Origin of the sequence: Streptomyces griseorubiginosus (assembly GCF_001514195.1) — a bacterium.
Classification (GTDB): domain Bacteria; phylum Actinomycetota; class Actinomycetes; order Streptomycetales; family Streptomycetaceae; genus Streptomyces; species Streptomyces griseorubiginosus.
The window spans coordinates 199,384-223,248 of the sequence record NZ_KQ948745.1 but is presented as its reverse complement, the minus strand read 5'-3'; the positions used below and the strand labels follow the sequence as shown (position 1 = coordinate 223,248).

The window sequence follows — 23,865 nt, the reverse complement described above, 5'->3', positions numbered from 1 at the left end:
GGCTTGCGGTCCCACGATGAGGCTTCGCGGCGGATCCCGCCGGGGCCGGTGGACAGTCCACCGGTTGTGGAAAACTCCCTCACCCGAACGGGAGCGTCCGCCCGGATCCCCTTCCTCGCTACGGCAGTTCGAACCCCGGATCCATCCCGCCCAGCGCGTTCACGCACAGGCAGTCCCGCTCGTCCGCGGCCGGCAGCGCCGCCACCGCGTCGAAGAGCACGCCCCGCAGTCGGTCCACGTTCGCCGCGAACACCCGCAGCACCTCGTCGTGGGAGACGCCCTCACCGGTCTCGGCGCCCGCGTCGAGGTCGGTGACCAGGGTCAACGACGTGTAGCAGAGCTCCAGTTCACGGGCGAGGGCGGCCTCCGGGTGGCCGGTCATGCCCACCACCGACCAGCCCTGCGCCTGGTGCCACAGCGACTCGGCGCGGGTGGAGAACCGCGGCCCCTCGACCACGACGAGCGTGCCGCCGTCCACCGCCTCCCAGTCCCGCCCGCGAGCCGCCTTCAGCGCGGCCGCCCGCCCGGCGGGGCAGTACGGGTCGGCCAGGGACACGTGCACCACGTTGGGCACCCCGCCGCCCGGCAGCGGCAGTCCGTCGAAGTAGGTGCCCACCCGGGACTTCGTGCGGTCGACCAGCTGGTCCGGCACCAGCAGCGTGCCCGGACCGTACTCGGGGCGCAGTCCGCCCACCGCGCAGGGGCCGAGGATCTGCCGTGCCCCCACCGACCGGAGCGCCCACAGGTTGGCCCGGTAGTTGATCCGGTGCGGCGGCAGATGGTGGCCGCGTCCGTGCCGGGGCAGGAAGGCGACCCGCCGCCCGGCGACCTCGCCGAGGAAGAGGGAGTCGCTGGGCGGTCCGTAGGGGGTGTCCACCTGGACCTCGGTCACGTCCTCGAGGAACGAGTAGAAGCCCGACCCGCCGATTACGCCGATCTCTGCGTTCGCCATGCCCGCACAGTATCCGGCCCCGAAAACCCGCGGTGACCGGCTCCGGGAACGTCACGAACCGCTCCCGGACCGCCGCGAACCCCTCCGGGACCGCCGAGTACGCCTTCGGCAACGCCGAAGACCCTGTCGTCGTACGACGACAGGGTCCCGGAAGTGCGGCTTACGCGGCGGAGCTGCTGCTCGACGAGGTGCCCGTGCTCGACGACTTCGAGTCCGAGGAGGACGAAGAGGCCGACGACGAGGAGTCGGACGAGCTCGAGGAGCTGGACGTCGACGACTTCGAGGACGACGCCGGGGAGCTGCTCGACGAGGAGCCGCGGCTGTCGTTGCGGTAGAAGCCGGAGCCCTTGAAGACGATGCCGACCGCGGAGAACACCTTCTTGAGGCGACCATGGCAGTTGGGGCATTCGGTCAGAGCGTCGTCGGTGAACTTCTGCACCGCCTCGAGGCCCTCGCCGCACTCGGTGCACTGGTACTGGTAGGTCGGCACTTGTCTTCCTCCTGGCACTCTCACTCAATGAGTGCTAACGAGGGTCCATAGTGACGTATTCCCGGGGATCAGTCCACTGCCACCGGCACTCGGTGACCCACACCACGTGCGACGGTACGGCCGCGGGGCCGCCCGACCAGGTGGGAACGCAGCGCCAGCAGGGTCGCCAGGGCGAGCAGGGTGCCGGCCATCGGCACCAGGAACCCGGCGCCGCCCCAGAAGCGGTCCTCCAGCTGTCCGGCGATCGTGACCGCGGCCGCCTGGCCGAGGGCCACCGCCCCGGTGAGCCAGGTGAAGGCCTCGGTGCGGGCGCCGGCCGGTACCAGGTTCTCCACCAGGGTGTACCCGGTGATCAGGGCGGGCGCGATGCACATGCCGACCAGGAGGCCGAGGCCCGCGAGGACGAGCACGGAGTGCGCCGCCCACAGGCCGGAGGCCGTCAGGGCGAGGGCGCCGTAGCCGATGACGAGGCGCCGCTGCGGGGCCACATTCCAGGCGATGGCGCCGCAGACCAGGCCGGAGAGCATGTTGCCGGCGGCGAAGACGCCGTACAGGACGCCGTTCAGGCCGGGCTCGCCGATCGACTCGCTGAACGCGGCGAGCGAGACCTGCATGCCGCCGAAGACGGATCCGATGCCGAGGAAGGTCACGATCAGGACCCGCACACCGGGCACGCGCAGGGCCGAGGCGTGCTCCACGCGCGCGTGCTCGCCGAGCACGACCGGCGGCTGGGTGCTCTTCTGCGCGGCGAACAGCAGACCGCCGAGCAGGGTCAGGGTCGCCTCCGTCAGCAGGCCCGCGGCAGGGTGGACGGCCGTGCACAGGGCGGTGGCCAGCAGCGGGCCGAAGACGAAGGTCAGCTCGTCCGTGACGGACTCGAAGGCCGCCGCCGTGGTCATCAGGGGCGAGTCCTGGAGCTTCACGCCCCAGCGGGCGCGCACCATGGGCCCGATCTGCGGCACCGAGGCGCCGGTGGGCACGGCCGCCGCGAACAGCGCCCACAGGGGGGCGTGGGAAAGGGCGAGCGCCGTCAGGGACAGGCCGGCCAGGGTGTGCACCAGGACACCGGGGACGAGCACGGCCCGCTGTCCGTAGCGGTCCGCGAGACGGCCGCTCCAGGGCGCGAAGAGTGCCATGGAGACGCCGGTGACGGCCGCTACGGCGCCCGCCGCGCCGTAGGAGCCGGTGGTGTGCTGCACGAGCAGCACCAGGGAGAGGGTGAGCATCGCGAACGGCTGGCGTGCCGCGAAGCCGGGGAGCAGGAACGTCCAGGCGCCGCGGGTGCGCAGCAGCTGCCCGTATCCGGGGCGGGAGGAGGTGACCGTGGATGCCACGGCCCGTGCCTTTCTGCCGCCTGGTAGCGCCGCGCCGGTCAGGGGCGGCACCGAGAGCTGTCCTCTTGCGCGGACTGCGGTAGATGCCGAAGACCACGTCACGAAGGACGTCCCGGCCGCCATACGGTCGCGCCAGCTCTGCGTCAGGCAGAGTTGGTTCGATCAGGGGTGCGCCCCCATCGTACAGGGGGCGCGAAACACGGCCTTAACCTGAGCCGCCGCCGCCGCTACCGCCGCCACCACCGCCGCCGTGGCCCCCGCCCCTGCCGCCGCCGGTGCCGCCGCCCGTGCCCAGCCAGTCGGCCAGCTTGCCGCCGCGGCCCACCGCGCGGAGCCGTCGTTCGGCGGCGTCGCGGACCGGGTCGGTGGTGACGACGAGCAGTTCGTCCCCGCGCCGCAGCACGGTCGTGGGCAGCGGAACGAACGATTTTGCGTCGCGTACGACCAGGGTGACGGCGGCTCCGGCCGGCAGCCGCAGCTCGTGGACCTCGACGCCGTGCATCCGCGACCCCTCGGGGATCGCGACGGACAGCAGGTGCCCGCGCAGCCGCTCCAGGGGTGCCGACTCGATGCCGAGGTCGGCGGCCTCCGGGTCGCCGCCGAGGCGCAGCTTGCGGGCCAGCCAGGGCAGTGTCGGGCCCTGCACGAGGGTGTACACGACGACCAGGACGAAGACGATGTTGAAGACGCGCCGGCTGCCGTCGACGCCGTTCACCATGGGGATCGTCGCCAGGATGATGGGCACGGCGCCGCGCAGCCCGGCCCAGGACATCAGGGTCTGCTCCTGCCAGGGCACCCGGAACGGCGTCAGGCACAGCACCACGCTCAGAGGTCGCGCGACCATGGTCAGCACCAGGCCGATGACGAGCCCGGGCAGGACGTCGTCGCCCAGCTCGTGCGGGGTGACCAGCAGGCCCAGCAGCACGAACATCCCGATCTGGGCGATCCAGCCGAGGCCGTCGGCGAACCCGCGGGTGGCGGGCCAGTGCGGCAGCTTGGCGTTGCCCATCGCCATGGAGGCGAGATAGACGGCGAGGAAGCCGCTGCCGTGGGCCAGCGCGCCCGCCGCGTAGGCGGTGACGGCGATCGCCATGACCGCGATCGGGTAGAGGCCGGAGGCGGGCAGGGCGACGTGCCGGAGGCCCCAGGAGCCGAGCCAGCCCACCGCGATGCCGACGGCGGCACCGATGGCCAGTTCGAGGGTTATCTCGCCGATCAGCCGGTACCAGTGTTCGACCGGACCGGCCTGGGAGAAGGCGACGACCAGGATGACCACGGGGGCGTCGTTGAAGCCGGACTCGGCCTCCAGGGTGCCGGTTATGCGCGCGGGAAGGGGGATCTTGCGCAGCACCGAGAACACCGCCGCCGCGTCCGTCGAGGAGACGACCGCCCCGATGATCAGCGCCTGCCGCCACTCCAGCCCGATCAGGTAGTGCGCGGCCGTCGCCGTGACCCCGACGCTCACCGCGACCCCGGCCAGCGCCAGCGCGGTCGCCGCGGGCAGAGCCGGTCTGATCTCCTTCCACTTCGTGCCGAGGCCGCCCTCGGCCAGGATCACGACCAGGGCCGCGTATCCGATGACCTGGGTCAGTTCGGCGTTGTCGAAGTGGATGTCGCCGATGCCGTCCTGGCCCATGGCGATGCCGATCCCCAGGTACACGAGCAGGCTGGGGAGCCCGCTGCGCGAGGAGATCCGGACCGCTGCCACGGCGACGAGCAGGACGAGCGAGCAGACGAGCAGGAGCTGGTTGAGGTGGTGGACAGTCAGCGGCCGTTCCCTTCCCTGGCTCACGCGCATCACGCGCGCGGGAGCTCACGTACATAGGACACGAAGTGGTGGGACTCCGCATCCAAGTACTTCGTTACCTTACCTAACTCTTGACGATTTCTTGACGCTCGGCGAGGCAAGATCGAACGCTCGTCCGCGTTGGTTCCCGACTCCGCGTCAAGTGCCCTCAGGCGCTGCGCCTATGGTTGCTCCAGCGCGCAGAGCCTGCGTCACGCAGGTTCTGAGCCGAATGCACCAGCCCGCCCTGCCGCTCGCGTTAGGACAGCAAGGACAGCGATGCCCCCCACCACCACCGCCTCCTCGGGTCAGCAGCCCGGCAAGTCCGGCAGGAAGAAGGGGCGCAGAGCCCGTCTGATCGTGCTGGTCCTCGTCCTGGCCCTCGTCGGCGCTGTCGCCTACGGCGGCTACTGGTCGGTGAGCACCGTGCGCGCGTCGTTCCCGCAGACCAAGGGCTCCGTCGAGCTCCAGGGCCTGTCGGGCCCGGTCGACGTCAAACGCGACAGTTACGGCATCCCGCAGATCTACGCCTCCTCCGACGAGGACCTGTTCATGGCGCAGGGCTACGTCCAGGCGCAGGACCGGTTCTACGAGATGGACGTACGCCGGCACCTGACCGCCGGGCGGCTGTCGGAGATGTTCGGCAAGGGGACGGTCGACGACGACGAGGCCCTGCGCACCATGGGCTGGGACCGGGTGGCGAAGAAGGAGTACGACACCAAGCTGTCGGCCTCCACCAAGAAGTACCTCCAGGCCTACTCCAAGGGAGTCAACGCCTACCTCAAGGGCAAGAGCGGCAAGCAGATCTCCCTGGAGTACGCGGCGCTCGGCTTCGTCAACGACTACAAGCCCGAGCAGTGGACCCCGGTCGACTCCGTCGCCTGGCTGAAGGCGATGGCCTGGGACCTGCGCGGCAACGTCAAGGACGAGATCGACCGCGCCCTGATGACCAGCCGCCTCGGCCCGAAGCAGATCGCCGACCTGTACCCGCAGTACCCGTACAGCCGGAACAAGGCGATCGTCCAGGAGGGCCAGTACAACGAGCTCACCGGGACGTTCGAGCAGAACGGCAGCTCCAAGGACAACGGCCTGTCCGGCTCCGGCGGCTCCACGAGCGGCTCCGGGACGTCGACCGGGGGCACCGGGACGTCCACGGGCGGTACCGGGACCTCCACGGGCGGCACGGGGACGTCTCTGGGCGGTACCACCGGCACGTCGTCCTCCGTCGGCTCCGGTACGGCCGCCTCGGCCCTCCAGAGCCAGCTGTCGGGCCTCTCCGAGGTCCTGAACAACGTCCCGACCGCCGTCGGCGTGAACGGACAGGGCATCGGCTCCAACTCCTGGGTCGTGGCGGGCGAGCACACCATCACCGGGCACCCGCTGCTGGCCAACGACCCGCACCTGTCGGCCTCGCTGCCGTCCGTCTGGTACCAGATGGGCCTGCACTGCCGGAGCCTGTCCAGCAAGTGCCAGTACGACGTCACCGGCTACACCTTCGCGGGCATGCCCGGCGTGGTCATCGGCCACAACGGGAAGATCGCCTGGGGCATGACCAACTCCGGCGTCGACGTCACCGACCTCTACCTGGAGAAGCTCTCCGGGGACGGCTACCTGTACGACGGCAAGACGGTTCCCTTCACCACGCGTGAGGAGACCATCAAGGTCGCCGGCGGCGCCTCCAAGAAGATCGTCGTCCGGGAGACCAACAACGGCCCCCTGCTCTCCGACCGCTCCGACGAGCTGGTGAACGTCGGCAGGAAGGCGACCGTCGACAACGCGGCCCCCGACCGGGGCGACGGCTACGGCGTCGCCCTGCGCTGGACCGCGCTGGACCCGGGCACCACCATGGACGCCGTCTTCGCGATGGACAAGGCGTCCAATTGGAGCGACTTCCGCGCGGCGGCGGCCCTGTTCGACGTCCCGTCCCAGAACCTCGTCTACGCCGACGCCACCAACATCGGCTACACCCTGCCGGGCCGCATCCCGATCCGCGCCAAGGGCGACGACGGCTCCCTCCCGGCGCCCGGCTGGGACCCGAAGTACCGCTGGACCGGCAAGTACATCCAGCAGGACGAGCTGCCCTACGAGTACAACCCGTCGCGCGGCTACATCGTGACCGCCAACCAGGCCGTGGTCGACAAGGACAAGTACCCCTACACGCTCACCACCGACTGGGGCTACGGCACCCGCAGCCAGCGCATCACCGACCTGATCGAGCAGAAGATCAAGGGCGGCGGCAAGATCTCCACCGACGACATGCGCCAGATGCAGCTCGACAACAGCAGCGAGATCGCCAAGCTGCTGGTCCCCAAGCTGCTGAAGATCGACATGGACGACAAGGAAGTCCGCCAGGCGCAGGAGCTGCTGGAGGGCTGGGACTACACCCAGGACGCCGACTCGGCGGCGGCCGCCTACTTCAACGCGGTCTGGCGCAACATCCTCAAGCTCGCCTTCGGCAACAAGCTGCCCAAGGAGCTGCGGGTCAAGGGCCAGTGCCTGTGGGTCGACCCGGTCAACAGCACCGGGCCCGTGGACGAGACGCAGAAGGTCCGCGAGTGCGGTCAGCGCGACGCCGACGAGGCGCAGCCGGACGGCGGCGACCGCTGGTTCGAGGTCGTGCGCAACCTCATGAACGACCAGAACAGCGACTGGTGGAAGACCCCGAAGGGCGTCGGCGACCGGCCCGCGGCCACCAACCGCGACGAACTGTTCAAGCGCGCCATGATCGACGCCCGCTGGGAGCTGACCGCCAAGCTCGGCAAGGACATCGACACCTGGAGCTGGGGCCGGCTGCACCGCCTGTTCCTGAAGAACCAGACCCTGGGCATCGAGGGCCCCGACATCGTCCAGTACGCGCTCAACCGGGGCCCCTGGAAGCTCAGCGGCGGCGAGGCCACGGTCAACGCCACCGGCTGGAACGCTGCGGGCGGCTACGGCGTCGTCTGGGTGCCGTCGATGCGCATGGTGGTCAACCTCGGCGACCTCGACAAGTCGAAGTGGATCAACCTCACCGGGGCCTCAGGGCACGCCTACAGCGCGCACTACACCGACCAGACCGGCAAGTGGGCCAAGGGCGAGCTGCTGGACTGGTCCTTCTCGGACGCGGCCGTCGACAAGAGCACGAGCGACACCCTGGTCCTGAAGCCGTAGGGACGGCCGCAGGACCGAAGCAAGGGCCCCTCCACGCACGCGCGTGGAGGGGCCCTTGCTCATGCCGGGGCGGCCATGCCGGGCCGGTCACTCCGGGGCGGGGAAGCGGCGCACGCCCGACGGCGTCACCACCACGTGCACCGGCCGGTCGTGCGCCTCCGCCGGGACCTCGGTGACGACCTCGGTGTCGTACAGCAGCACCACCAGCGCCGGTCGTGCGCCCGCGCGCTCCAGGCGCGCGAGCACCCGGTCGTACGACCCCCCGCCGCGCCCCAGGCGCATCCCGCGCCCGTCCACCGCGAGGCCGGGCAGCAGCACCACGTCGGCGCCGGTCACCGCGTCCGGGCCCAGGCGCTCGCCGGCGGGCTCGAAGAGTGCCATCTTTCCCCCGTGCTGGACCCGCGCGACCGAGCCTTCGCCGGTGTAGGCGCCCCAGTCCAGGTCGTTGTCCGGCAGCAGGGCGGGCAGCAGGACGCGCACGCCCCGCTCGCGCAGCGCGTCCAGCAGCGTGAGGGTGCCGGGCTCGCTCCCGACGGAGACGTACGCCGCGACCGTGCGCGCCTGCGCCAGCTCGGGCAGGCCCAGGGCCCGGCCGGACAGCGCGGAGGCGGCTTCCCGCACGTCATCGGCCGTCAACCTGCTCCTCACCGCCAGGTATTCTCGCCGCAACCCTTGCTTGTCAGGCTTGGTGGGACGTCCGATGTGGCTCAAAGTTGCACCCGTACCCTTTCAATACGCTCATATGAGAGCTTATTAACCGGAGCCTCAGATTCCAGGCAAAGGCACCGGATAGGGTTGCGGCCATGACTCTGTCGCACCCTCGGATCAGCAAGGCTGTCATCCCGGCAGCCGGGCTCGGCACCCGCTTCCTGCCGGCAACCAAGGCCACTCCCAAGGAGATGCTGCCGGTCGTCGACAAGCCGGCGATCCAGTACGTGGTCGAGGAGGCCGTCTCGGCGGGCCTCGACGATGTCCTCATGATCACGGGACGCAACAAGCGGCCCCTGGAGGACCACTTCGACCGCAACTACGAGCTCGAGTCCGCCCTCCAGAAGAAGGGCGACGCCGGCCGGCTCGCCAAGGTCCAGGAGTCCAGCGACCTCGCCACCATGCACTACGTCCGCCAGGGCGACCCCCGCGGCCTCGGCCACGCCGTCCTGTGCGCGGCCCCCCACGTGGGCCACGAGCCCTTCGCCGTCCTCCTCGGCGACGACCTGATCGACGCCCGCGACGCCCTCCTCCAGCGGATGATCGAGGTCCAGGAGCAGCACGGCGGCAGCGTCATCGCGCTCATGGAGGTCGCCCCCGAGCAGATCCACCTCTACGGCTGTGCCGTCGTGGCCGAGACCGAGGACAGCGACGTCGTCAAGGTCGGCGGTCTCGTCGAGAAGCCGGACGCGGCCGACGCCCCCTCGAACTACGCGGTCATCGGCCGCTACGTCCTCGACCCGCACATCTTCGAGATACTGCGCAAGACCGAGCCCGGCCGCGGCGGCGAGATCCAGCTCACGGACGCCCTCCAGCAGCTCGCCCAGGACGAGACGGTCGGCGGCCCGGTGCACGGCGTGGTCTTCAAGGGCCGCCGCTATGACACCGGTGACCGCGGCGACTATCTGCGTGCCATTGTCAGACTCGCGTGCGAACGTGAAGACCTGGGCCCGGAGTTCCGGACCTGGCTTCGCAGCTTCGTAGCCGAGGAGATGTAGGGATTTGAGCAGCGCCGCGCCCCGTCCCGCCGACCAGGACGACCTCTGGTCGGTGGACGAACACCTGGAGGACATCCTCGCGACCGTCCGCCCCCTCGAACCCATCGAGCTGCAACTGCTCGACGCCCAGGGCTGCGTCCTGGTCGAGGACGTCACGGTCCCGGTGTCCCTCCCGCCGTTCGACAACAGCTCCATGGACGGGTACGCGGTACGGGTCGCGGACGTGGCGGGCGCGAGCGAGGAGTTCCCGGCCGTCCTCGACGTCGTCGGGGACGTCGCGGCGGGCCAGGCCGTCGACCTGCTCCATGTCGGGCCCGGCCAGGCCGCCCGCATCATGACCGGCGCCCCGCTGCCGCCCGGCGCCGAGACCGTCGTCCCCGTCGAGTGGACCGACGGCGGCCTCGGCGAGGGCCCGGTCACCGGGATGCGCGCCCGCAGCCTCGCCCCCGAGGGCGCCGAGGGGCACGTGCACGTGTACCGGTCCGCGGAGGCACGCGCGCACGTACGCGCCCAGGGCAGCGACGTCCGGGCCGGTGACCGCGCTCTGGACGCCGGCACGGTCCTCGGTCCGCCCCAGATCGCCCTGCTCGCCGCCATCGGCCGCGGCACCGTCCGCGTGCGGCCGCGCCCGCGCGTGGTCGTCATGTCCACCGGCAGCGAACTCGTCCAGCCCGACGAGAGCCTCGGCACCGGCCAGATCTACGACTCCAACAGCTTCGCCCTCACCGCCGCCGCCCGGGACGCCGGCGCCATCGCCTACCGGGTGGGCGCCGTCGCCGACGACGCCGAGACCCTGCGCTCCACCATCGAGGACCAGCTCGTCCGCGCCGACCTCATGGTCACCACGGGCGGCGTGAGCGTCGGGGCCTACGACGTCGTCAAGGAGGCGCTGACCTCCGTGGGCGACGAGGACGAACCAGGCAGCGGCGTCGACTTCCGCAAGCTCGCCATGCAGCCCGGCAAGCCCCAGGGCTTCGGCACCATCGGCCCCGACCACACCCCGCTGCTCGCCCTGCCCGGCAACCCGGTGTCGTCGTACGTCTCCTTCGAGCTGTTCGTCCGCCCCGCTATCCGCGCCCTCATGGGTCTCGACGACCTCCACCGCCCGCGGACCCGGGCCACCCTGAGGGCGGACAAGGCGCTGAGCTCGCCCAAGGGCCGCCGGCAGTTCCTGCGCGGTGCGTACGCCGACGGCGACGGCACGGTCGCCCCCGTCGGCGGCGCGGGCTCCCACCTGGTCGCCGCCCTCGCGCAGGCCGACGCGCTGATCGTCGTACCGGAGGACGTCGAGTCCGTGGAGCCGGGCACCGAGGTCGAAGTGGTCCTGCTCGGCTGAGCACCCGAGGTTGGCGGTACCGTGTCGCGCACAACGCCGGGACCGGGAGCGACGCACAACCATGAGTACGCAGGACCGACTGACGCACATCGACGAAGCGGGTGCCGCCCGCATGGTCGACGTATCCGGCAAGGACGTCACCGCACGCACCGCGCGCGCGAGCGGGCGGGTCCTCGTCTCGCCCCGGGTGATCGAGCTGCTGCGCGGCGAGGGCGTCCCCAAGGGTGACGCGCTGGCCACCGCGCGGATCGCGGGGATCATGGGCGCCAAGCGCACCCCGGACCTCATCCCGCTGTGCCACCCGTTGTCGGTGTCGGGTGTGAAACTGGATCTGTCGGTCGCGGACGACGCCGTGGAGATCCTCGCCACCGTGAAGACCACGGACCGCACGGGTGTCGAGATGGAGGCCCTCACCGCGGTCTCCGTCGCCGCGCTCACCGTGATCGACATGGTCAAGGCGGTCGACAAGGGAGCGGTCATCACGGACGTGCGGGTGGAGGAGAAGACGGGCGGCAAGTCGGGCGACTGGAGCCGGTCATGACGTACCGGGCTCTCGTCGTCACCGCCTCCAACCGGGCCGCCGCCGGTGTCTACGAGGACAAGGGCGGCCCGCTGATCGCCGACGGCCTGAAGCGGTTCGGCTTCGCGGTCGACGGCCCGCAGGTCGTCCCCGACGGGGACCCCGTGGAAGCCGCCCTGCGCGCGGGCGTCGAAGCGGGCTACGACGTCGTCGTCACCACCGGCGGCACCGGCATCTCACCCACCGACCGCACCCCCGAGGCGACCCGCGCGGTGATCGCGTACGAGGTGCCCGGCATCGCGGAGGCCATCCGTGCCTTCGGGCGGGACAAGGTGCCCACCGCCGCGCTCTCCCGGGGCCTGGCCGGAGTGGCGGCCGGCACACTGATCGTCAACCTGCCGGGCTCCAGCGGCGGGGTGAAGGACGGACTCGCCGTCCTGGAGCCCCTGTTGAAGCACGCCGTCGACCAGATCCGCGGCGGCGACCACGCCAGACCCGGCTCCGGCGAGGGGGGTGCGAGCTGAACAGCCCGTCATGGCCCGTCGTACTGGCGGACGGCGACGTCGTCCTGAGGCCGATAAGGATGCGCGACCAACGCCTGTGGCGTGAGGTCAACCGGCGCAACCGGGACTGGCTGCGCCCCTGGGAGGCGACGATTCCGCCGCCCACGCCGAGCGGTCCGATCGCGCACCGGCCGACCTACCGGCAGATGGTCCGCCACCTCAGGTCCGAGGCGAACGCCGGCCGGATGCTGCCGTTCGTCATCGAGTACCAGGGACAGCTGGTCGGGCAGTTGACGGTCGCCGGAATCACCTGGGGCTCGATGTGCTCGGGGCACGTCGGTTACTGGGTGGACCAGTCGGTCGCCGGGCGCGGGGTGATGCCGACCGCCGTGGCGCTCGTCGTGGACCACTGTTTCCGCACCGTCGGTCTGCACCGCATCGAGGTCTGCATTCGCCCGGAGAACGGACCGAGCCGACGGGTCGTGGAGAAACTCGGATTCCGCGAGGAGGGGCTGCGGCCGCGCTATCTCCACATCGACGGGGCCTGGCGGGACCATCTCGTGTTCGCGCTCACCGCGGAAGAGGTGCCGGACGGACTGCTCAGACGCTGGCAGCGGGCCCGCGCCGGCAGGCAGGTTCCGGGTACAGGTCCCGGAAATTGAATGAGTGTTCGAGAATGATCGGTGCATGACCGTCTCGGGGCATTGAATTCACGGCTGAGGCGGTCTGCTGATCGGATCGGTCGCAAAAAAAGCTCGAAATATCAGCCAGATCGTGCGACACACCGGCTCAATTGGCAGATGGCCTCACGCAAACCCCTCTACCGTGTGAGGCGTGAGCAGCAGCGGCCTCATCTACGCAGTCATTGTCGGGGCCTGGGCCGCCTACTTGGTGCCGATGTGGCTCCGTAGGCAGGACGAGCTGAACGAGGCCCGTCCGACGGAACGCTTCAGCACCGCCATCCGGCTGCTGTCCGGACGGGCGGGCATGGAGCGCCGATACGCCAAGGACCTGCGCGCGCGCTCCACCGACGAGGGGGAGGACGGCGCCGACGATCCGGACGCCGTCACCGACTCGGTGGACGTCCGGGCCTTCGCCATGCCCCCGACCCGTCCACAGGCCAAGGCGACGGCCCAGCCGCCGTCCATGGGACGCCCCCCGGAGCCCGCGCGCGAGTCCGCGCGGGACGCGGGAAGGGAAGCAGCGGCGAGGGAAGCAGCGGCAAGGGAAGCAGGGCGGGACGCGGGACGAGAGGCGGCGCACGACGGTGGCGTCCCCACCCGCAAGCAGCCCCCCGTGTCCGCCGCCCGGCGCACGGCCGCCGCGGAAGCGGCCGCGGCGCGCGCCCGGCGCACCAAGTCCCTCGCGCGCCGACGGCGTACCACCGTGATGCTCTTCGCGGCGTTCACACTCGGCGCGATCGTCGCCGCCGTCGGAGGACTCGCCTTCCTGTGGGCGCCCGGGGTGCCCGCGGTGATGCTCAGCGCGTACATCGCCTACCTGCGCTCCCAGGAACGCCGCCGGTTCGCCTACCAGATGGACCGGCGCCGGGCCGAGGCCGCCGCGCAGCACCTGCGGGAGCGGGCCCGTCAGCCGCGCCGGCGGGCGTCCGTCGGCACCGATGTGGACGCCGACGAACCGGACGGAGGACCAGAGCAGGTCACCGACCCCGGGCTCTCCGCCCTCGCCGCCGACCGGCGTGCCCTCGTCGAGCAGACCGACCACGCCGAGTGGGTCGACCAGCAGCGTGAGCGGCAGCGCAGGCCCGGTCACGGGGACAGCTGGGACCCGGTACCGGTTCCGCTGCCGACCTACGTGACCGCGCCGGTCGCGCCGCGGGCCACCGCGGACGTGGACCTCGGGGCGCCCGACGCCTGGAGCTCGGCACGCTCCAGCACGGTCACCCCGGAGCACGAGGCGGCGCCCGTCGCCGAGGACGGGGCACCGGAGGAGCTGTCCGAGGACGCGGACGACAGGCCCACGGCGGACGGCCGCACCGACGCCCGCCGCGCCGCCTCCGCCCGCCGGGCACGCGAGCGTGGCCGCACCCCCCTCTTCGACCAGTACGAGGAAGGCGAACGGCCGCGCGCGGCCAACGAGTGACCCCCGTCCCTGACCAGCCGGGAACGGATTTCCAAGCACCCGGACGGGGATGCTAGAGTTTCACTCGTTGCAAGGGCCTGTGGCGCAGTCCGGTAGCGCACCTCGTTCGCATCGAGGGGGCCAGGGGTTCAAATCCCCTCAGGTCCACGCATCATGAAGACCCGCTCCTGCATTCAGGAGCGGGTCTTCTGTCATCTATCCGCGGGCGAGCCTCTATCCACGCGCGCGAGCTGCTTCTATCCGCGCGCGAGCGGCTTCGCGAAGCAGCGGCTGTCCTCGTAGTCGCGGTAGTAGCCGAACTTGGCGCAGGGCTCGTAGCCGCTGGAGGTGTACAGCGCGATCGCCTCGGGCTGCTTGGTGCCGGTCTCCAGGACCATGCGCAGGCGGCCGGCCGCGCGGGCGTCCTCCTCCAGGGCGGACAGCACGCGGCGGGCGAGACCGCGGCCGCGCATCTGCTCGATCACGTACATCCGCTTGAGCTCGGCGTCGCCGTCCAGGTTGCCCTCGCCGTTGGCGTCCTGGGCCCGCCAGCCGCCCGTGGCGACGGGGCTGTCCAGGGCGTCGTACGCGATCAGGTACACGCCGTTCGGGGGCTGGAAGTCCGCCGGGGCCAGCTCGGTGGCGTCGCCGCCGTCGCCGTAGCGGACGTGGTACTCGGCCTGGACCTGGTCGTTGAGCTTGACGGCGTCGGGGTGGTCGAAGGGGACACGGCGGATCATCATGCCCTCCAGTGTGCCGGTATCGTGCCGGGGTGCTCACTGTGACCTCCGCCAATGTGAACGGGCTGCGTGCCGCCGCGAAGAAGGGCTTCGTGGAGTGGCTCGCGGACACCTCCGCCGATGTGCTCTGCCTTCAGGAGGTACGCGCCGAGCCGCAGCAGCTGCCCGACGCGGTCCGCGCTCCCGAGGGCTGGCACGTGACGCACGCGCCGGCTGCCGCCAAGGGGCGGGCCGGTGTCTCCCTCTACTCCCGCCGTGAGCCGGACCGGGTCCAGGTCGGCTTCGGGTCGGCCGAGTTCGACACCAGTGGGCGCTACGTCGAGGCGGACCTGCCCGGTGTCACGGTCGCCTCCCTCTACCTGCCCTCCGGCGAGGTCGGCACCGAGCGGCAGGACGAGAAGGTCCGCTTCATGGACGAGTTCCTGACGTACCTGAAGGGTCTGCGCGAGCGTGCCGCCGCCGACGGCCGCGAAGTCGTCGTCTGCGGCGACTGGAACATCGCCCACCAGCAGGCCGACCTCAAGAACTGGCGCTCCAACCAGAAGAGTTCGGGCTTCCTGCCGGAGGAGCGCGCCTGGCTGAGCCGGGTTCTCGACCTCGAGGACGGCGGGTACGTGGACGTCGTACGGTCGCTGCATCCGGACATGGAGGGGCCGTACTCGTGGTGGTCCTACCGGGGGCGGGCTTTCGACAACGACAGCGGATGGCGCATCGATCTCCACGTCTGCACGCCCGGGCTCGCCGCCAAGGCCGTCAAGGGGTACGTCGAGCGGGCCGCCACGCACGCCGAGCGCTGGTCGGACCACGCGCCCGTGACGGTCGTCTTCGACGTGTGACCTGGGTCGTGGCGGTGCGTCACGCGGGCGGCGTCTGCGCCGACGGCCGTCTCACGGAGGTGATCACGTTGGTCACGAGGGCGGTCGCGGCGAGGCTTCCCAGCATGACCATCATCACGCCCACCATGAACTGGCCGGTGGAGTCGTCCGACCAGTCGAGGAAGGCGGCGAGGGTGAGGCCGGTCGTGGTGCCGAGCACAGCCGATTTGCCGTGGCGGCGCGATGCCGCCCAGTACACCGCCACCAGCAGGGTCACCACCAGCCCGATCACCTGCCAGGCCTCGTACGGACCGGTCGAAGTGCCGTCGGGCTGCACGTCGTAGCGCTGGTCCCAGCCCAGCCAGGCAGCCCACGCCGCCATCGACACGCCGGCCGTCACCAGGGTCGGCACCACGTGGGAAACGCTTCTCAGAGGTCGGTTTCGCATGCTCCGAGTGTTTCCGCTCGTCCCGTCCCCGCCCAGAGCGTCGGTACTCAGCCCGGCCTGAGTACCTCGGCGGCCCCTCAGTCCCGTTTCCTGAGCCGCCGGTCCAGGGCCAGGGACAGTTCCGCCTCCACCACGCTCCGGGCCAGGGGGCGCAGCCGGTGGAGGTCGTTCTCGGTGGTGTGGCGCAGGACCAGGTCGGCGAACATCTCGGCAAGGGCGTCGACGTGTTCGCGGACCTGTCTGCCGGCGGCCAGGACCTCCGCGAGGGGGATGCCCTCGCGGACCAGGGCCGAGGAGACGTCCAGGAGGCGGCGGCTGATGTGGACGATCTCGTCGCCGTCGGTGCCGAGGTAGCCGAGGTCGAGGGCGGCCGCCAGGTTCTCCGCGGTGACCTCGCCCTCGAAGCGGGCGGCGAGTTCCTCGGGCGTGAGGCGGACCGGCTCCTCCTCGGTGGGAGGGGCCACCCCCAGGACGTCGGCGACATCGCGGCCGTGGTCGAGGGCCTCCGCCAGTTCCGCGATGCCCGTGAGGGTGTGACCCCGCTCCAGCAGCGCCGCGATCGTGCGAAGACGGGCCAGGTGGTGGTCGTCGTACCAGGCGATACGGCCCTCGCGGCGGGGCGGTGCGATCAGTTTGCGTTCGCGGTAGAAGCGCAGGGTGCGCACGGTGATGCCGGCCAGGCGGGCCAGCTCCTCCATGCGGTACTCGTGTCGTCCTCCGTCTTCTGCCACGCCCGCACCCTATGTCGTACTCCCGGTAACTTCCTTCTTCCCGACCCCTACCCATCGGTACGGAGCCGCTCTATCCTCCCATTGCGCCAGTGTTCACTGGCAGAGTCGCAGGGAAGGCGTCGGCATGGCCGAACACGAGCATGTGCGGGTGGCGGTGGTCGGATCCGGGTTCGGTGGGCTGGGGGCCGCCGTACGGCTGCGGCGGGAGGGCTTCACCGACTTCGTCGTGCTGGAGCGGGCCGGCAGCGTCGGCGGCACCTGGCGGGACAACAGCTATCCGGGGTGCGCCTGCGACGTGCCGTCCCATCTGTACTCCTTCTCCTTCGCGCCCAACCCCGACTGGCCGCGCACCTTCTCCGGGCAGGAGCACATCCGTGCCTACCTGGAGCACGTGACCGACGTCTTCGGGCTCCGGCCGCACCTGCGCCTCAACTCCGAGGTGCTGCGGATGACCTGGGACAGCGAGGCGCTGCGGTGGGACATCGAGACCTCCGGCGGCAGGCTGTCGGCCGACTTCGTCGTCTCCGCCACCGGGCCGCTGTCCGATCCGAAGATCCCGGACATCCCCGGCCTGGACTCGTTCGCCGGCAAGGTCTTCCACTCCGCCCGCTGGGACCACGACTACGACCTGCGCGGCAAGCGGGTCGCCATGGTGGGCACGGGCGCCTCGGCCATCCAGATCGTGCCGGCGATCCAGCCCCTCGCCCGTAAGGTCACCCTCTTCCAGCGGACCCCGCCCTGGGTGATGCCCCGCATGGACCGGGCGATCAGCGGCGCCGAGCGGCGGCTGCACCGGCAACTGCCCTTCACCACCCAGGCCCGGCGCGGACTGCTGTGGGGCATCAGGGAGTTGCAGGTCCAGGCCTTCACCAAGCACCCGGGCCAGCTCGGCGCGGTCGAGCAGCTGGCCAAGCGGAACATGGCCCGTGCCATCAAGGACCCGGCGCTGCGGGCCAAGCTCACCCCCGACTACCGGATCGGCTGCAAGCGGATCCTGCTGAGCAGCACGTACTACCCGGCGCTCGCCCAGCCCAACGTGGACGTCGTCGCGAGCGGCCTCAGCCGGGTCGAGGGGTCGAAGGTCGTCGCCGCCGACGGCACCGAGGCCCAGGTCGACGCGATCGTCTTCGGCACCGGCTTCCACGTCACCGACATGCCCATCGCCGACCGGGTCGTCGGCGCGGACGGGCGGACCCTCGCCGAGGCGTGGAAGGGCGGTATGGAGGCGCTGCGCGGTGCCTCCGCCGCCGGCTTCCCCAACTGGATGACGGTCATCGGACCCAACACCGGGCTCGGGAACTCCTCGATGATCCTGATGATCGAGTCCCAGCTGAACTACCTGGCCGACTTCGTACGGCAGTTGGACGTGCTCGGCGGCCGGGTGGCCCTCGACGCCCGGCCCGCCGCCGTGCGGGACTGGAACCACCGGGTGCAGGAGCGCATGAAGCGCACGGTGTGGAACACCGGCGGCTGCACCAGCTGGTACCTGGACGCGAACGGCCGCAACAGCACGATCTGGCCGGGCACGACGACCGAGTTCCGGCGGGCGACCCGGCGGGTGGACCTCGCCGAGTACGAGGTGCTGCGGCCGGCAGGGCAGAGGAGCGCGGCCCAGGACAAGGGCGCCGTCCAGGACGAGAGCACGGAGGCCGCCGTATGAGCCGAGCAGCCTCTGCCGGCCGCCGTACGAGCCGGCTCGCCCATGTCGACTCCGGGCCGTACGCCCCGCCCGTCCCGGCCGGTGAACTGAGCGTGACCTCCGCCGACGGCGCCGGGCTGCACGTCGAGGTGCACGGCCCCGAGGGCGCGCCCCCGGTGGTGCTGGCGCACGGCTGGACCTGTTCCACCGCCTTCTGGGCCGCGCAGATCCGCGAACTCTCCGTCGACCACCGGGTCATCGCGTACGACCAGCGCGGCCACGGACGCAGTCCGGCGAGCCCGGCGTGCAGTGCGGACGCCCTCGCCGACGATCTCGTGGCCGTACTGGAGGCCACCCTCGCGGCGGACGAGAAAGCGGTCGTCGTCGGTCACTCCATGGGCGGGATGACGGTGATGGCCGCGGCGGACCGGCCGGCGTTCCGGGAGCACGCGGCGGCCGTGCTGCTGTGCAGCACCGGGTCGTCGCGGCTGGTCGCGGAGTCGACCGTGGTGCCGATCCGGGCCGGGCGGCTGCGCACCTGGCTGACCCGGCACGTCCTCGGGGCGCGGGCGCCGCTCGGCCCGGTCACACCGCTCGCGCTGCGGATCCTCAAGTACGGCACGATGGGCCCCGGTTCGGCCCCGCACATGGTGGAGGCGTGCGCGCGGATCGTGCACGCGTGTCCGCGCAAGGTGCGCCACGCCTGGTCGCAGGTGCTCGATCTGCTCGACCTGGACCAGGGCGTACGGCAGCTCACCGCGCCCACGGCCGTCCTCGTCGGGACCGCCGACCGGCTCACCCCGCCGGTGCACGCACACCGGTTGGCCGCCGCGCTGCCCCACAATCTCGGGGTGACCGAGCTGCCCGGGCTCGGCCATATGACGCCGGTCGAGGCGCCCGAGCTGGTCAGCGCGCGGATCCGGGAACTCGTCAGCAGCTACGTCCAGGTCAGGGAGGGCGCATGAGCAGGGTCGGTCTGGAAGGACAGGTCGCGGTCGTCACGGGGGCCGCGCGGGGCGTGGGCGAGCTGCTCGCCCGCAAGCTGTCCGCGCGCGGCGCGAAGGTCGCGCTGGTCGGTCTCGAACCGGACGCGCTCAAGCAGCTGTCCGAGCGGCTGCACGGCGACAGCGACCACTGGTACGCCGACGTGACGGACCACGAGGCGATGGCACGGGTCGCGGAGGAGGTGAAGGAGCGGTTCGGGAAGGTCGACATCGTGGTCGCCAACGCGGGGGTCGCGACCGGCGGGCCCTTCGTCGACTCCGATCCCGAGGCGTGGCGGCGGGTGATCGAGGTCAACCTCATCGGATCGGCCGTCACCGCACGGGCGTTCCTCCCGGCGCTCGTCGAGAGCCGGGGGTACCTGCTCCAGATCGCCTCCCTCGCCGCGATCACGCCGTCGCCGATGATGACGGCGTACTGCGCGTCCAAGTCCGGTGTGGAGGCGTTCGCGCACAGCCTGCGGGCCGAAGTGGGCTACCGGGGGGTGCGGGTCGGGGTCGGGTACCTGTCGTGGACCGACACCGACATGGTGCGCGGGGCCGACCAGGACGACGTGATGCGGGAGTTGCGGCAGCGGCTGCCGTGGCCGGCCAACAAGACGTATCCGCTGGGGCCCGCCGTGGAGCGGATCGTGGCCGGGATCGAGCGGCGCTCCAGCCATGTGTACGGGCAGGGGTGGCTGCGCGGGATGCAGGGCCTGCGCGGGGCTCTGCCGGGGCTCATCGGGACCGTCGGACAGCGGGAGATGCGGCGGTTCGGACAGCGGTTGGAGGGCATCCGCACCGGGCTCGTCGGCGCAGGTGGGGCGGCGGACGAGGAAGCGCGCGCGGGGAGTCGCGCTACGCACCGTAGTTGATCGAAATGCGTTCTTTGTCCGGCCGTGTGAATCTGGTCGAGGCCCCGGACCGGGGCTCTTCCCTCACCCCCACGGGAGTGAACCCACATGGGTATCAAGGACCAGTTCCAGGACAAGTCCGAGCAGTGGCAGCAGCAGGCCAAGCAGAAGGCCCAGGAGGGCCGGGAGCAGGCCCAGCGGGGTCGCCGCGGCGAGCAGGACGGCGAGCGCATGCGGGACGAGGAGTCCGAGCGGATGCGGCGCGAGGAGCAGGAGCGGATGGACCCCGACTACGACATGTAGTTGCGGCTTGAAGTGTGGGGTGCCCTCTGGTTGTTGGAGGGCACCCTGCGTTTTTTTGGGGTGCGTTGTCGGGTGCGGCTCGGTGGGGCTTCTCGCGCAGTTCCCCGCGCCCCTTAAAAGCAAAAAGCCGCCCCGCGCCCCGTCTCAAGATCTCGGCGGCAATTTCGGCCTCGCCCTGTTCGGTACGTCCCGGTAGTCCGGCGGTGTCGCCGGAGGGTTCGTGTCCAGCAAGGTCAGCGCCAGCGTCACCGCGTCGTCGAGTTGGGCGTGTCTGCCCTCCGCCCAGTCCAGCGGGGTGCGTTGGATCTCCAGGTCCGGGGTGACTCCCTCGTTCTCGATGGACCAGCCGTACGCGTCGAACCAGGCCGCGTTCATCGGGACCGTGATCACCGTGCCGTCGCCGAGCTGGTGGCGGCCGGTCATGCCGACCACCCCGCCCCAGGTGCGCTGGCCCACCACCGGCCCCAGCTTCAGGAGTTTGAAGGCGGCCGTGATCATGTCGCCGTCCGAGGAGGTCGCCTCGTCGGCGAGGGCGACCACCGGACCGCGCGGGGCGTTCGAGGCGTACGACACCGGCTGGGCGTTCCTCGTCAGGTCCCAGCCGAGGATGGTGCGGGTCAGCTTCTCCACCACCAGTTCGCTGATGTGGCCGCCCGCGTTGCCGCGGACGTCGACGATCAGGGCGGGGCGGGAGACCTCCATGCGCAGATCCCGGTTGAACTGGGCCCAGCCCGAGCCGCCCATGTCCGGGATGTGCAGGTAGCCGCAGCGGCCGCCGCTCAACTCCCGGACCACGGCCCGGCGTTTGGCCACCCAGTCCTGGTAGCGCAGGGGGCGTTCGTCGACGAGGGGGACCACCGCGACCCGGCGGGAGCCGCCCTCGCCCGCGGCCGGGGTGAAGGTCAGCTCCACCGTCGTACCGCCCGCCGCCGCGAGGAGGGGGTACGGGCCCGCGACCGGATCGACCGGGCGGCCGTCCACGTGGGTGAGGACCGCGCCCTCGCGGATGCCCGTGCCGGCCAGCGGGGAGCGGGCCCTGGAGTCCGAGGAGTCGCCGGGGAGGATCCGCCGGACCGTCCAACCGCCCTCTCTGAGCTCGAAGTTGGCGCCCAGCAGGCCCTGGCGGCGCTGGTAGTGCGGCGGGCCCTCGTTGCGGCGGGCGGGCGTGACGTAGGCGTGGGAGGTGCCCAGTTCGCCGAGGACCTCGCGCAGCAGGTCGGCGAACTCGTCGGGGGAGGCGACCCGTTCGAGCAGCGGACGGTACTGGTCGAGGACCGCGTCCCAGTCGATGCCGCACATCCCGGGGTCCCAGAAGTAGGCCCGGATCAGCCGGCCCGCCTCCTCGTACGACTGTCGCCACTCCGCGGGCGGGTCGACCTCGTGGAGGATGCGGCGCAGGTCGATCCAGACGGTCGAGTCGCTGTCGCCGGACTCGGTCGCGGGGGTCGCGCGCAACTCGCCCTCGTCCACCAGGACCAGCCGGGAGCCGTCGCCGCTGACCGCGAACCAGTCCAGGTGGTCGACGAGTTCGGTCTTCTTCGCCTTGCCGACGGCGAAGTGTTCGAGGGTGGGGCGCTCGGAGGTGTCGTCCGGGTCGACGAAGGTCTCGCCGAGGGCGCCCGAGATCGGCCAGCGCAGCCAGACCAGGCCGCCGCCCGCGACCGGGTGCAGCGCCGAGTACTTGGAGGCGGGGACCGGGAAGGGGGTGACCCGGCTCTCCAGGCCCTCGGTCTCCACGGTCACGGCGGCCCCGTCGCCGTCCTCGTCGGTGGGGAACGGGTCCAGGCCCCCGGCGGCCGGGCGGCCCTCGGGGTTGAGGGCGAACGGGGAGGGGGTCGCGGAGGACAGCGGGACCAGGTAGGGGCGGCAGCCGAGCGGGAAGGACAGGTCGCCGGTGTGGACGTCGTAGACCGGGTCGAAGCCGCGCCAGGAGAGGAAGGCCAGGTAGCGGCCGTCCCTGGTGAAGACCGGGTTCTCGTCCTCGAAGCGGCCGTTGGTGACGTCCACGATCAGACGATCCTTGATGCGGGCCATCTTGATCTGGCGCAGGGAGCGGCCGATGCCGGGGTGCGACCACGTCAGCCAGTTGCCGTCCGGGGAGAAGGCGAGGTCGCGGACCGGGCCGTTGACGGATCGGATCAGCTCGGTGACCTGCCCGGTGGAGTCCTCCGTGGCGTTCGGGTCGGTGACGTCCCCGGCGGAGTCCTCCGCGCCCGCGGTGTCAGCCGCACTGTCAGGCACGGTCAGCAGGAGCAGGCGGCCGTCGTGCGAGGCGATGGCCAGGCGTTCACCCCGGGGGTCGGAGACCAGCTCCAGGACCCGGCCGAGGCCGCCGGAGGCCAGGCGCCGGGGCGCGCGGTCGCCGGTCGCCCGGGGCAGGGAGGCGATCTCGACGGCGTCCTCGCCCTCCGCGTCCGTCACGTACGCGACCTGGCCCACGGAACCGAGCATCTCCGGGAGCCGGACCCGTACCCCCGGTGTGTCGGTGATCGTGCGCGCGGGACCGTCCCGGTGGGTCAGCCAGTACAGGCTGCCGCGGACGACGACCGCGCTGGCCCGGCCCGTCTCGTCGACCGAGATGCCGTCCACGTGCTGGGCGGCGGGCACCTGGTACGTACGGCGTCCCGCGCGCGGCCCGCTCAGTCGTACGTCGAGCCTGCGGGGCTCCGCCGACGCGAGGTCGTCCACGATCCACAGGTCGCCGCCGCACTGGTACACCACCCGGGTGCCGTCGCTCGCCGCGTGCCGGGCGTAGAAGGCGTCGTGGTCGGTGTGGCGGCGCAGGTCGGAGCCGTCGGGCGTGCAGGAGTAGAGGTTGCCGACGCCCTCGTGGTCGGAGAGGAAGGCGATCCGGTCGCCGACGAACATGGGGGAGTGGAGGTGGCCTTTCAGGTCCGGCAGCAGGCGTTCGCCGTGCAGCCAGAGCCGGCCGGTGGCGCCGCCCCGGTAGCGCTTCCAGGCGGCCGGTTCGTGCGGCGGGGTGCCGGTCAGCAGGAGGGTCCTGCGGTCGGCGACCTGGATGTCGGAGACCGGGCCCCAGGGGAGTTTGCGGCCGGGCGAGCCGTCGGTGGGGACCTTGTACGCCCAGGTGAAGTAGGAGAAGGGCTCGCCGTGGGAGGCGACGGCGAGGATCTCGCCGTTCGGGGTCCAGCCGGTCACCTGGGTGTCCGAGGAGCCCCAGTAGGTGAGCCGCCGGGCCGGTCCGCCGTCCACCTCGGCCAGATGGATCTCGGGCACGAGGCTGCGCCAGCTCGTATACGCGATGCGGGTGCCGTCGGGGGAGAAGCGGGGGTGGCCGACCTTGGTGCGGTCCACGGTCAGCCGCCAGGCGCGGCCCGGGGCGTCGAGGGGGGCCAGCCAGAGGTCGTCCTCGGCGACGAAGCACAGCAGGTCGCCGCTCAGGTGGGGAAGGCGCAGGTAGCTCACCTCCCCATGCTTTTCCGGGGGATGCACCCGAGCAACTTGTGAAAAATCGCCCGGACGGACGTGTGGG

The 23,865-nt window shown here is 71.5% G+C and carries 21 protein-coding genes and 1 tRNA gene; 13 read left to right on the top strand and 9 right to left on the bottom strand.

The window, feature by feature from the left end; genetic code table 11:
- Positions 1-118: 118 nt before the first annotated feature.
- From AQJ54_RS37695 to AQJ54_RS37680, 4 genes are all read right to left on the bottom strand, one after another.
- Entirely contained in the window at positions 119-952 is an 834-nt protein-coding gene (locus AQJ54_RS37695; RefSeq protein ID WP_062245449.1) for an S-methyl-5'-thioadenosine phosphorylase, read from the bottom strand.
- 160 nt (positions 953-1,112) lie between these two features.
- On the bottom strand, positions 1,113-1,442 hold the full coding sequence (locus AQJ54_RS44235) for an FmdB family zinc ribbon protein (RefSeq protein ID WP_079070194.1): 330 nt from the start codon (positions 1,440-1,442) through the stop codon (positions 1,113-1,115).
- A 68-nt stretch (positions 1,443-1,510) separates the two neighbouring features.
- Positions 1,511-2,776 carry an MFS transporter gene (locus AQJ54_RS37685; RefSeq protein ID WP_062245444.1) on the bottom strand — a complete coding sequence of 422 codons (1,266 nt, stop codon included), beginning with the start codon at positions 2,774-2,776 and terminating at the stop codon, positions 1,511-1,513.
- 205 nt (positions 2,777-2,981) lie between these two features.
- The gene (locus AQJ54_RS37680; protein WP_062245441.1) at positions 2,982-4,574 is read right to left on the bottom strand and encodes a potassium/proton antiporter; all 1,593 of its coding nucleotides are present in this window, start codon (positions 4,572-4,574) and stop codon (positions 2,982-2,984) included.
- Between the two features lie 267 nt (positions 4,575-4,841).
- On the opposite strand from AQJ54_RS37680, the gene AQJ54_RS37675 reads away from it, so the two are divergent.
- Positions 4,842-7,712: a penicillin acylase family protein gene (locus tag AQJ54_RS37675; RefSeq protein WP_062245438.1), complete on the top strand. Its 2,871-nt coding sequence runs from the start codon at positions 4,842-4,844 to the stop codon at positions 7,710-7,712.
- Positions 7,713-7,799: 87 nt separating this feature from the next.
- Here the strand turns inward: AQJ54_RS37675 and AQJ54_RS37670 are convergent, their stop codons facing one another.
- Positions 7,800-8,423, bottom strand: coding sequence for a 5-formyltetrahydrofolate cyclo-ligase (locus AQJ54_RS37670; protein ID WP_079070193.1), 624 nt, complete (start codon positions 8,421-8,423; stop codon positions 7,800-7,802).
- A gap of 92 nt (positions 8,424-8,515) precedes the next feature.
- Here AQJ54_RS37670 and galU point away from each other — a divergent pair, with 92 nt between their 5' ends.
- The 7 genes from galU to AQJ54_RS37635 all read left to right on the top strand — a co-directional run bounded on the left by galU (position 8,516) and on the right by AQJ54_RS37635 (position 14,027).
- The gene (gene galU, locus AQJ54_RS37665; RefSeq protein WP_062030125.1) at positions 8,516-9,418 is read left to right on the top strand and encodes a UTP--glucose-1-phosphate uridylyltransferase GalU; all 903 of its coding nucleotides are present in this window, start codon (positions 8,516-8,518) and stop codon (positions 9,416-9,418) included.
- A gap of 4 nt (positions 9,419-9,422) precedes the next feature.
- Complete coding sequence (gene glp, locus AQJ54_RS37660; RefSeq protein WP_062245436.1) at positions 9,423-10,754, top strand: molybdotransferase-like divisome protein Glp; 1,332 nt, start codon at positions 9,423-9,425, stop codon at positions 10,752-10,754.
- A 61-nt stretch (positions 10,755-10,815) separates the two neighbouring features.
- Positions 10,816-11,295 carry a cyclic pyranopterin monophosphate synthase MoaC gene (moaC, locus tag AQJ54_RS37655; RefSeq protein ID WP_020137770.1) on the top strand — a complete coding sequence of 160 codons (480 nt, stop codon included), beginning with the start codon at positions 10,816-10,818 and terminating at the stop codon, positions 11,293-11,295.
- Complete coding sequence (locus tag AQJ54_RS37650; RefSeq protein ID WP_062030121.1) at positions 11,292-11,798, top strand: MogA/MoaB family molybdenum cofactor biosynthesis protein; 507 nt, start codon at positions 11,292-11,294, stop codon at positions 11,796-11,798. The genes moaC and AQJ54_RS37650 overlap by 4 nt, the downstream gene beginning before the upstream one ends.
- On the top strand, positions 11,795-12,439 hold the full coding sequence (locus tag AQJ54_RS37645) for a GNAT family N-acetyltransferase (RefSeq protein ID WP_079070192.1): 645 nt from the start codon (positions 11,795-11,797) through the stop codon (positions 12,437-12,439). The genes AQJ54_RS37650 and AQJ54_RS37645 overlap by 4 nt, the downstream gene beginning before the upstream one ends.
- Before the next feature lie 172 nt (positions 12,440-12,611).
- Positions 12,612-13,880 carry a divisome protein SepX/GlpR gene (gene sepX, locus AQJ54_RS37640; RefSeq protein ID WP_062245432.1) on the top strand — a complete coding sequence of 423 codons (1,269 nt, stop codon included), beginning with the start codon at positions 12,612-12,614 and terminating at the stop codon, positions 13,878-13,880.
- A gap of 73 nt (positions 13,881-13,953) precedes the next feature.
- Positions 13,954-14,027, top strand: a tRNA-Ala gene (locus AQJ54_RS37635).
- 89 nt (positions 14,028-14,116) lie between these two features.
- On the opposite strand, the gene AQJ54_RS37630 is transcribed toward AQJ54_RS37635, so the two are convergent.
- Positions 14,117-14,602, bottom strand: coding sequence for a GNAT family N-acetyltransferase (locus AQJ54_RS37630; RefSeq protein ID WP_062245430.1), 486 nt, complete (start codon positions 14,600-14,602; stop codon positions 14,117-14,119).
- A 29-nt stretch (positions 14,603-14,631) separates the two neighbouring features.
- Here AQJ54_RS37630 and AQJ54_RS37625 point away from each other — a divergent pair, with 29 nt between their 5' ends.
- Positions 14,632-15,435, top strand: a complete 804-nt coding sequence (locus AQJ54_RS37625; RefSeq protein WP_062245428.1) for an exodeoxyribonuclease III — start codon at positions 14,632-14,634, stop codon at positions 15,433-15,435.
- A 19-nt stretch (positions 15,436-15,454) separates the two neighbouring features.
- Here the strand turns inward: AQJ54_RS37625 and AQJ54_RS37620 are convergent, their stop codons facing one another.
- Together AQJ54_RS37620 and AQJ54_RS37615 are read right to left on the bottom strand one after the other, a co-directional pair.
- On the bottom strand, positions 15,455-15,862 hold the full coding sequence (locus AQJ54_RS37620) for a hypothetical protein (protein WP_062245425.1): 408 nt from the start codon (positions 15,860-15,862) through the stop codon (positions 15,455-15,457).
- Between the two features lie 77 nt (positions 15,863-15,939).
- Positions 15,940-16,560, bottom strand: coding sequence for a MerR family transcriptional regulator (locus AQJ54_RS37615; protein WP_062245422.1), 621 nt, complete (start codon positions 16,558-16,560; stop codon positions 15,940-15,942).
- A gap of 157 nt (positions 16,561-16,717) precedes the next feature.
- Between AQJ54_RS37615 and AQJ54_RS37610 the strand changes: the two genes are divergently transcribed.
- From AQJ54_RS37610 to AQJ54_RS37595, 4 genes are all read left to right on the top strand, one after another.
- A complete protein-coding gene (locus AQJ54_RS37610; protein ID WP_062245419.1) occupies positions 16,718-18,253 on the top strand; it encodes a flavin-containing monooxygenase in 1,536 nt (511 codons plus the stop codon).
- On the top strand, positions 18,250-19,197 hold the full coding sequence (locus AQJ54_RS37605) for an alpha/beta fold hydrolase (RefSeq protein ID WP_062245416.1): 948 nt from the start codon (positions 18,250-18,252) through the stop codon (positions 19,195-19,197). The genes AQJ54_RS37610 and AQJ54_RS37605 overlap by 4 nt, the downstream gene beginning before the upstream one ends.
- The gene (locus AQJ54_RS37600) at positions 19,194-20,090 is read left to right on the top strand and encodes an SDR family oxidoreductase (RefSeq protein ID WP_062245412.1); all 897 of its coding nucleotides are present in this window, start codon (positions 19,194-19,196) and stop codon (positions 20,088-20,090) included. Before AQJ54_RS37605 ends, AQJ54_RS37600 begins: the two co-directional genes overlap by 4 nt.
- 87 nt (positions 20,091-20,177) lie before the next feature.
- Complete coding sequence (locus AQJ54_RS37595; protein WP_062030102.1) at positions 20,178-20,372, top strand: hypothetical protein; 195 nt, start codon at positions 20,178-20,180, stop codon at positions 20,370-20,372.
- 144 nt (positions 20,373-20,516) lie between these two features.
- Here the strand turns inward: AQJ54_RS37595 and AQJ54_RS37590 are convergent, their stop codons facing one another.
- A complete protein-coding gene (locus AQJ54_RS37590; RefSeq protein WP_062245409.1) occupies positions 20,517-23,798 on the bottom strand; it encodes a S41 family peptidase in 3,282 nt (1,093 codons plus the stop codon).
- Positions 23,799-23,865: the final 67 nt, after the last annotated feature.

Coding starts and splice junctions, on each gene's coding strand:
- AQJ54_RS37620 (WP_062245425.1), bottom strand. CDS start 15,862: ATGCGAAACCGACCTCTGAGAAGCGTTTCCCACGTGGTGCCGACCCTG.
- AQJ54_RS37615 (WP_062245422.1), bottom strand. CDS start 16,560: ATGGAGGAGCTGGCCCGCCTGGCCGGCATCACCGTGCGCACCCTGCGC.
- AQJ54_RS37600 (WP_062245412.1), top strand. CDS start 19,194: ATGAGCAGGGTCGGTCTGGAAGGACAGGTCGCGGTCGTCACGGGGGCC.
- AQJ54_RS37675 (WP_062245438.1), top strand. CDS start 4,842: ATGCCCCCCACCACCACCGCCTCCTCGGGTCAGCAGCCCGGCAAGTCC.
- AQJ54_RS37605 (WP_062245416.1), top strand. CDS start 18,250: ATGAGCCGAGCAGCCTCTGCCGGCCGCCGTACGAGCCGGCTCGCCCAT.
- galU (WP_062030125.1), top strand. CDS start 8,516: ATGACTCTGTCGCACCCTCGGATCAGCAAGGCTGTCATCCCGGCAGCC.
- AQJ54_RS37595 (WP_062030102.1), top strand. CDS start 20,178: ATGGGTATCAAGGACCAGTTCCAGGACAAGTCCGAGCAGTGGCAGCAG.
- moaC (WP_020137770.1), top strand. CDS start 10,816: ATGAGTACGCAGGACCGACTGACGCACATCGACGAAGCGGGTGCCGCC.
- AQJ54_RS37695 (WP_062245449.1), bottom strand. CDS start 952: ATGGCGAACGCAGAGATCGGCGTAATCGGCGGGTCGGGCTTCTACTCG.
- AQJ54_RS37610 (WP_062245419.1), top strand. CDS start 16,718: ATGGCCGAACACGAGCATGTGCGGGTGGCGGTGGTCGGATCCGGGTTC.
- AQJ54_RS37630 (WP_062245430.1), bottom strand. CDS start 14,602: ATGATGATCCGCCGTGTCCCCTTCGACCACCCCGACGCCGTCAAGCTC.
- AQJ54_RS37650 (WP_062030121.1), top strand. CDS start 11,292: ATGACGTACCGGGCTCTCGTCGTCACCGCCTCCAACCGGGCCGCCGCC.
- AQJ54_RS37680 (WP_062245441.1), bottom strand. CDS start 4,574: ATGCGCGTGAGCCAGGGAAGGGAACGGCCGCTGACTGTCCACCACCTC.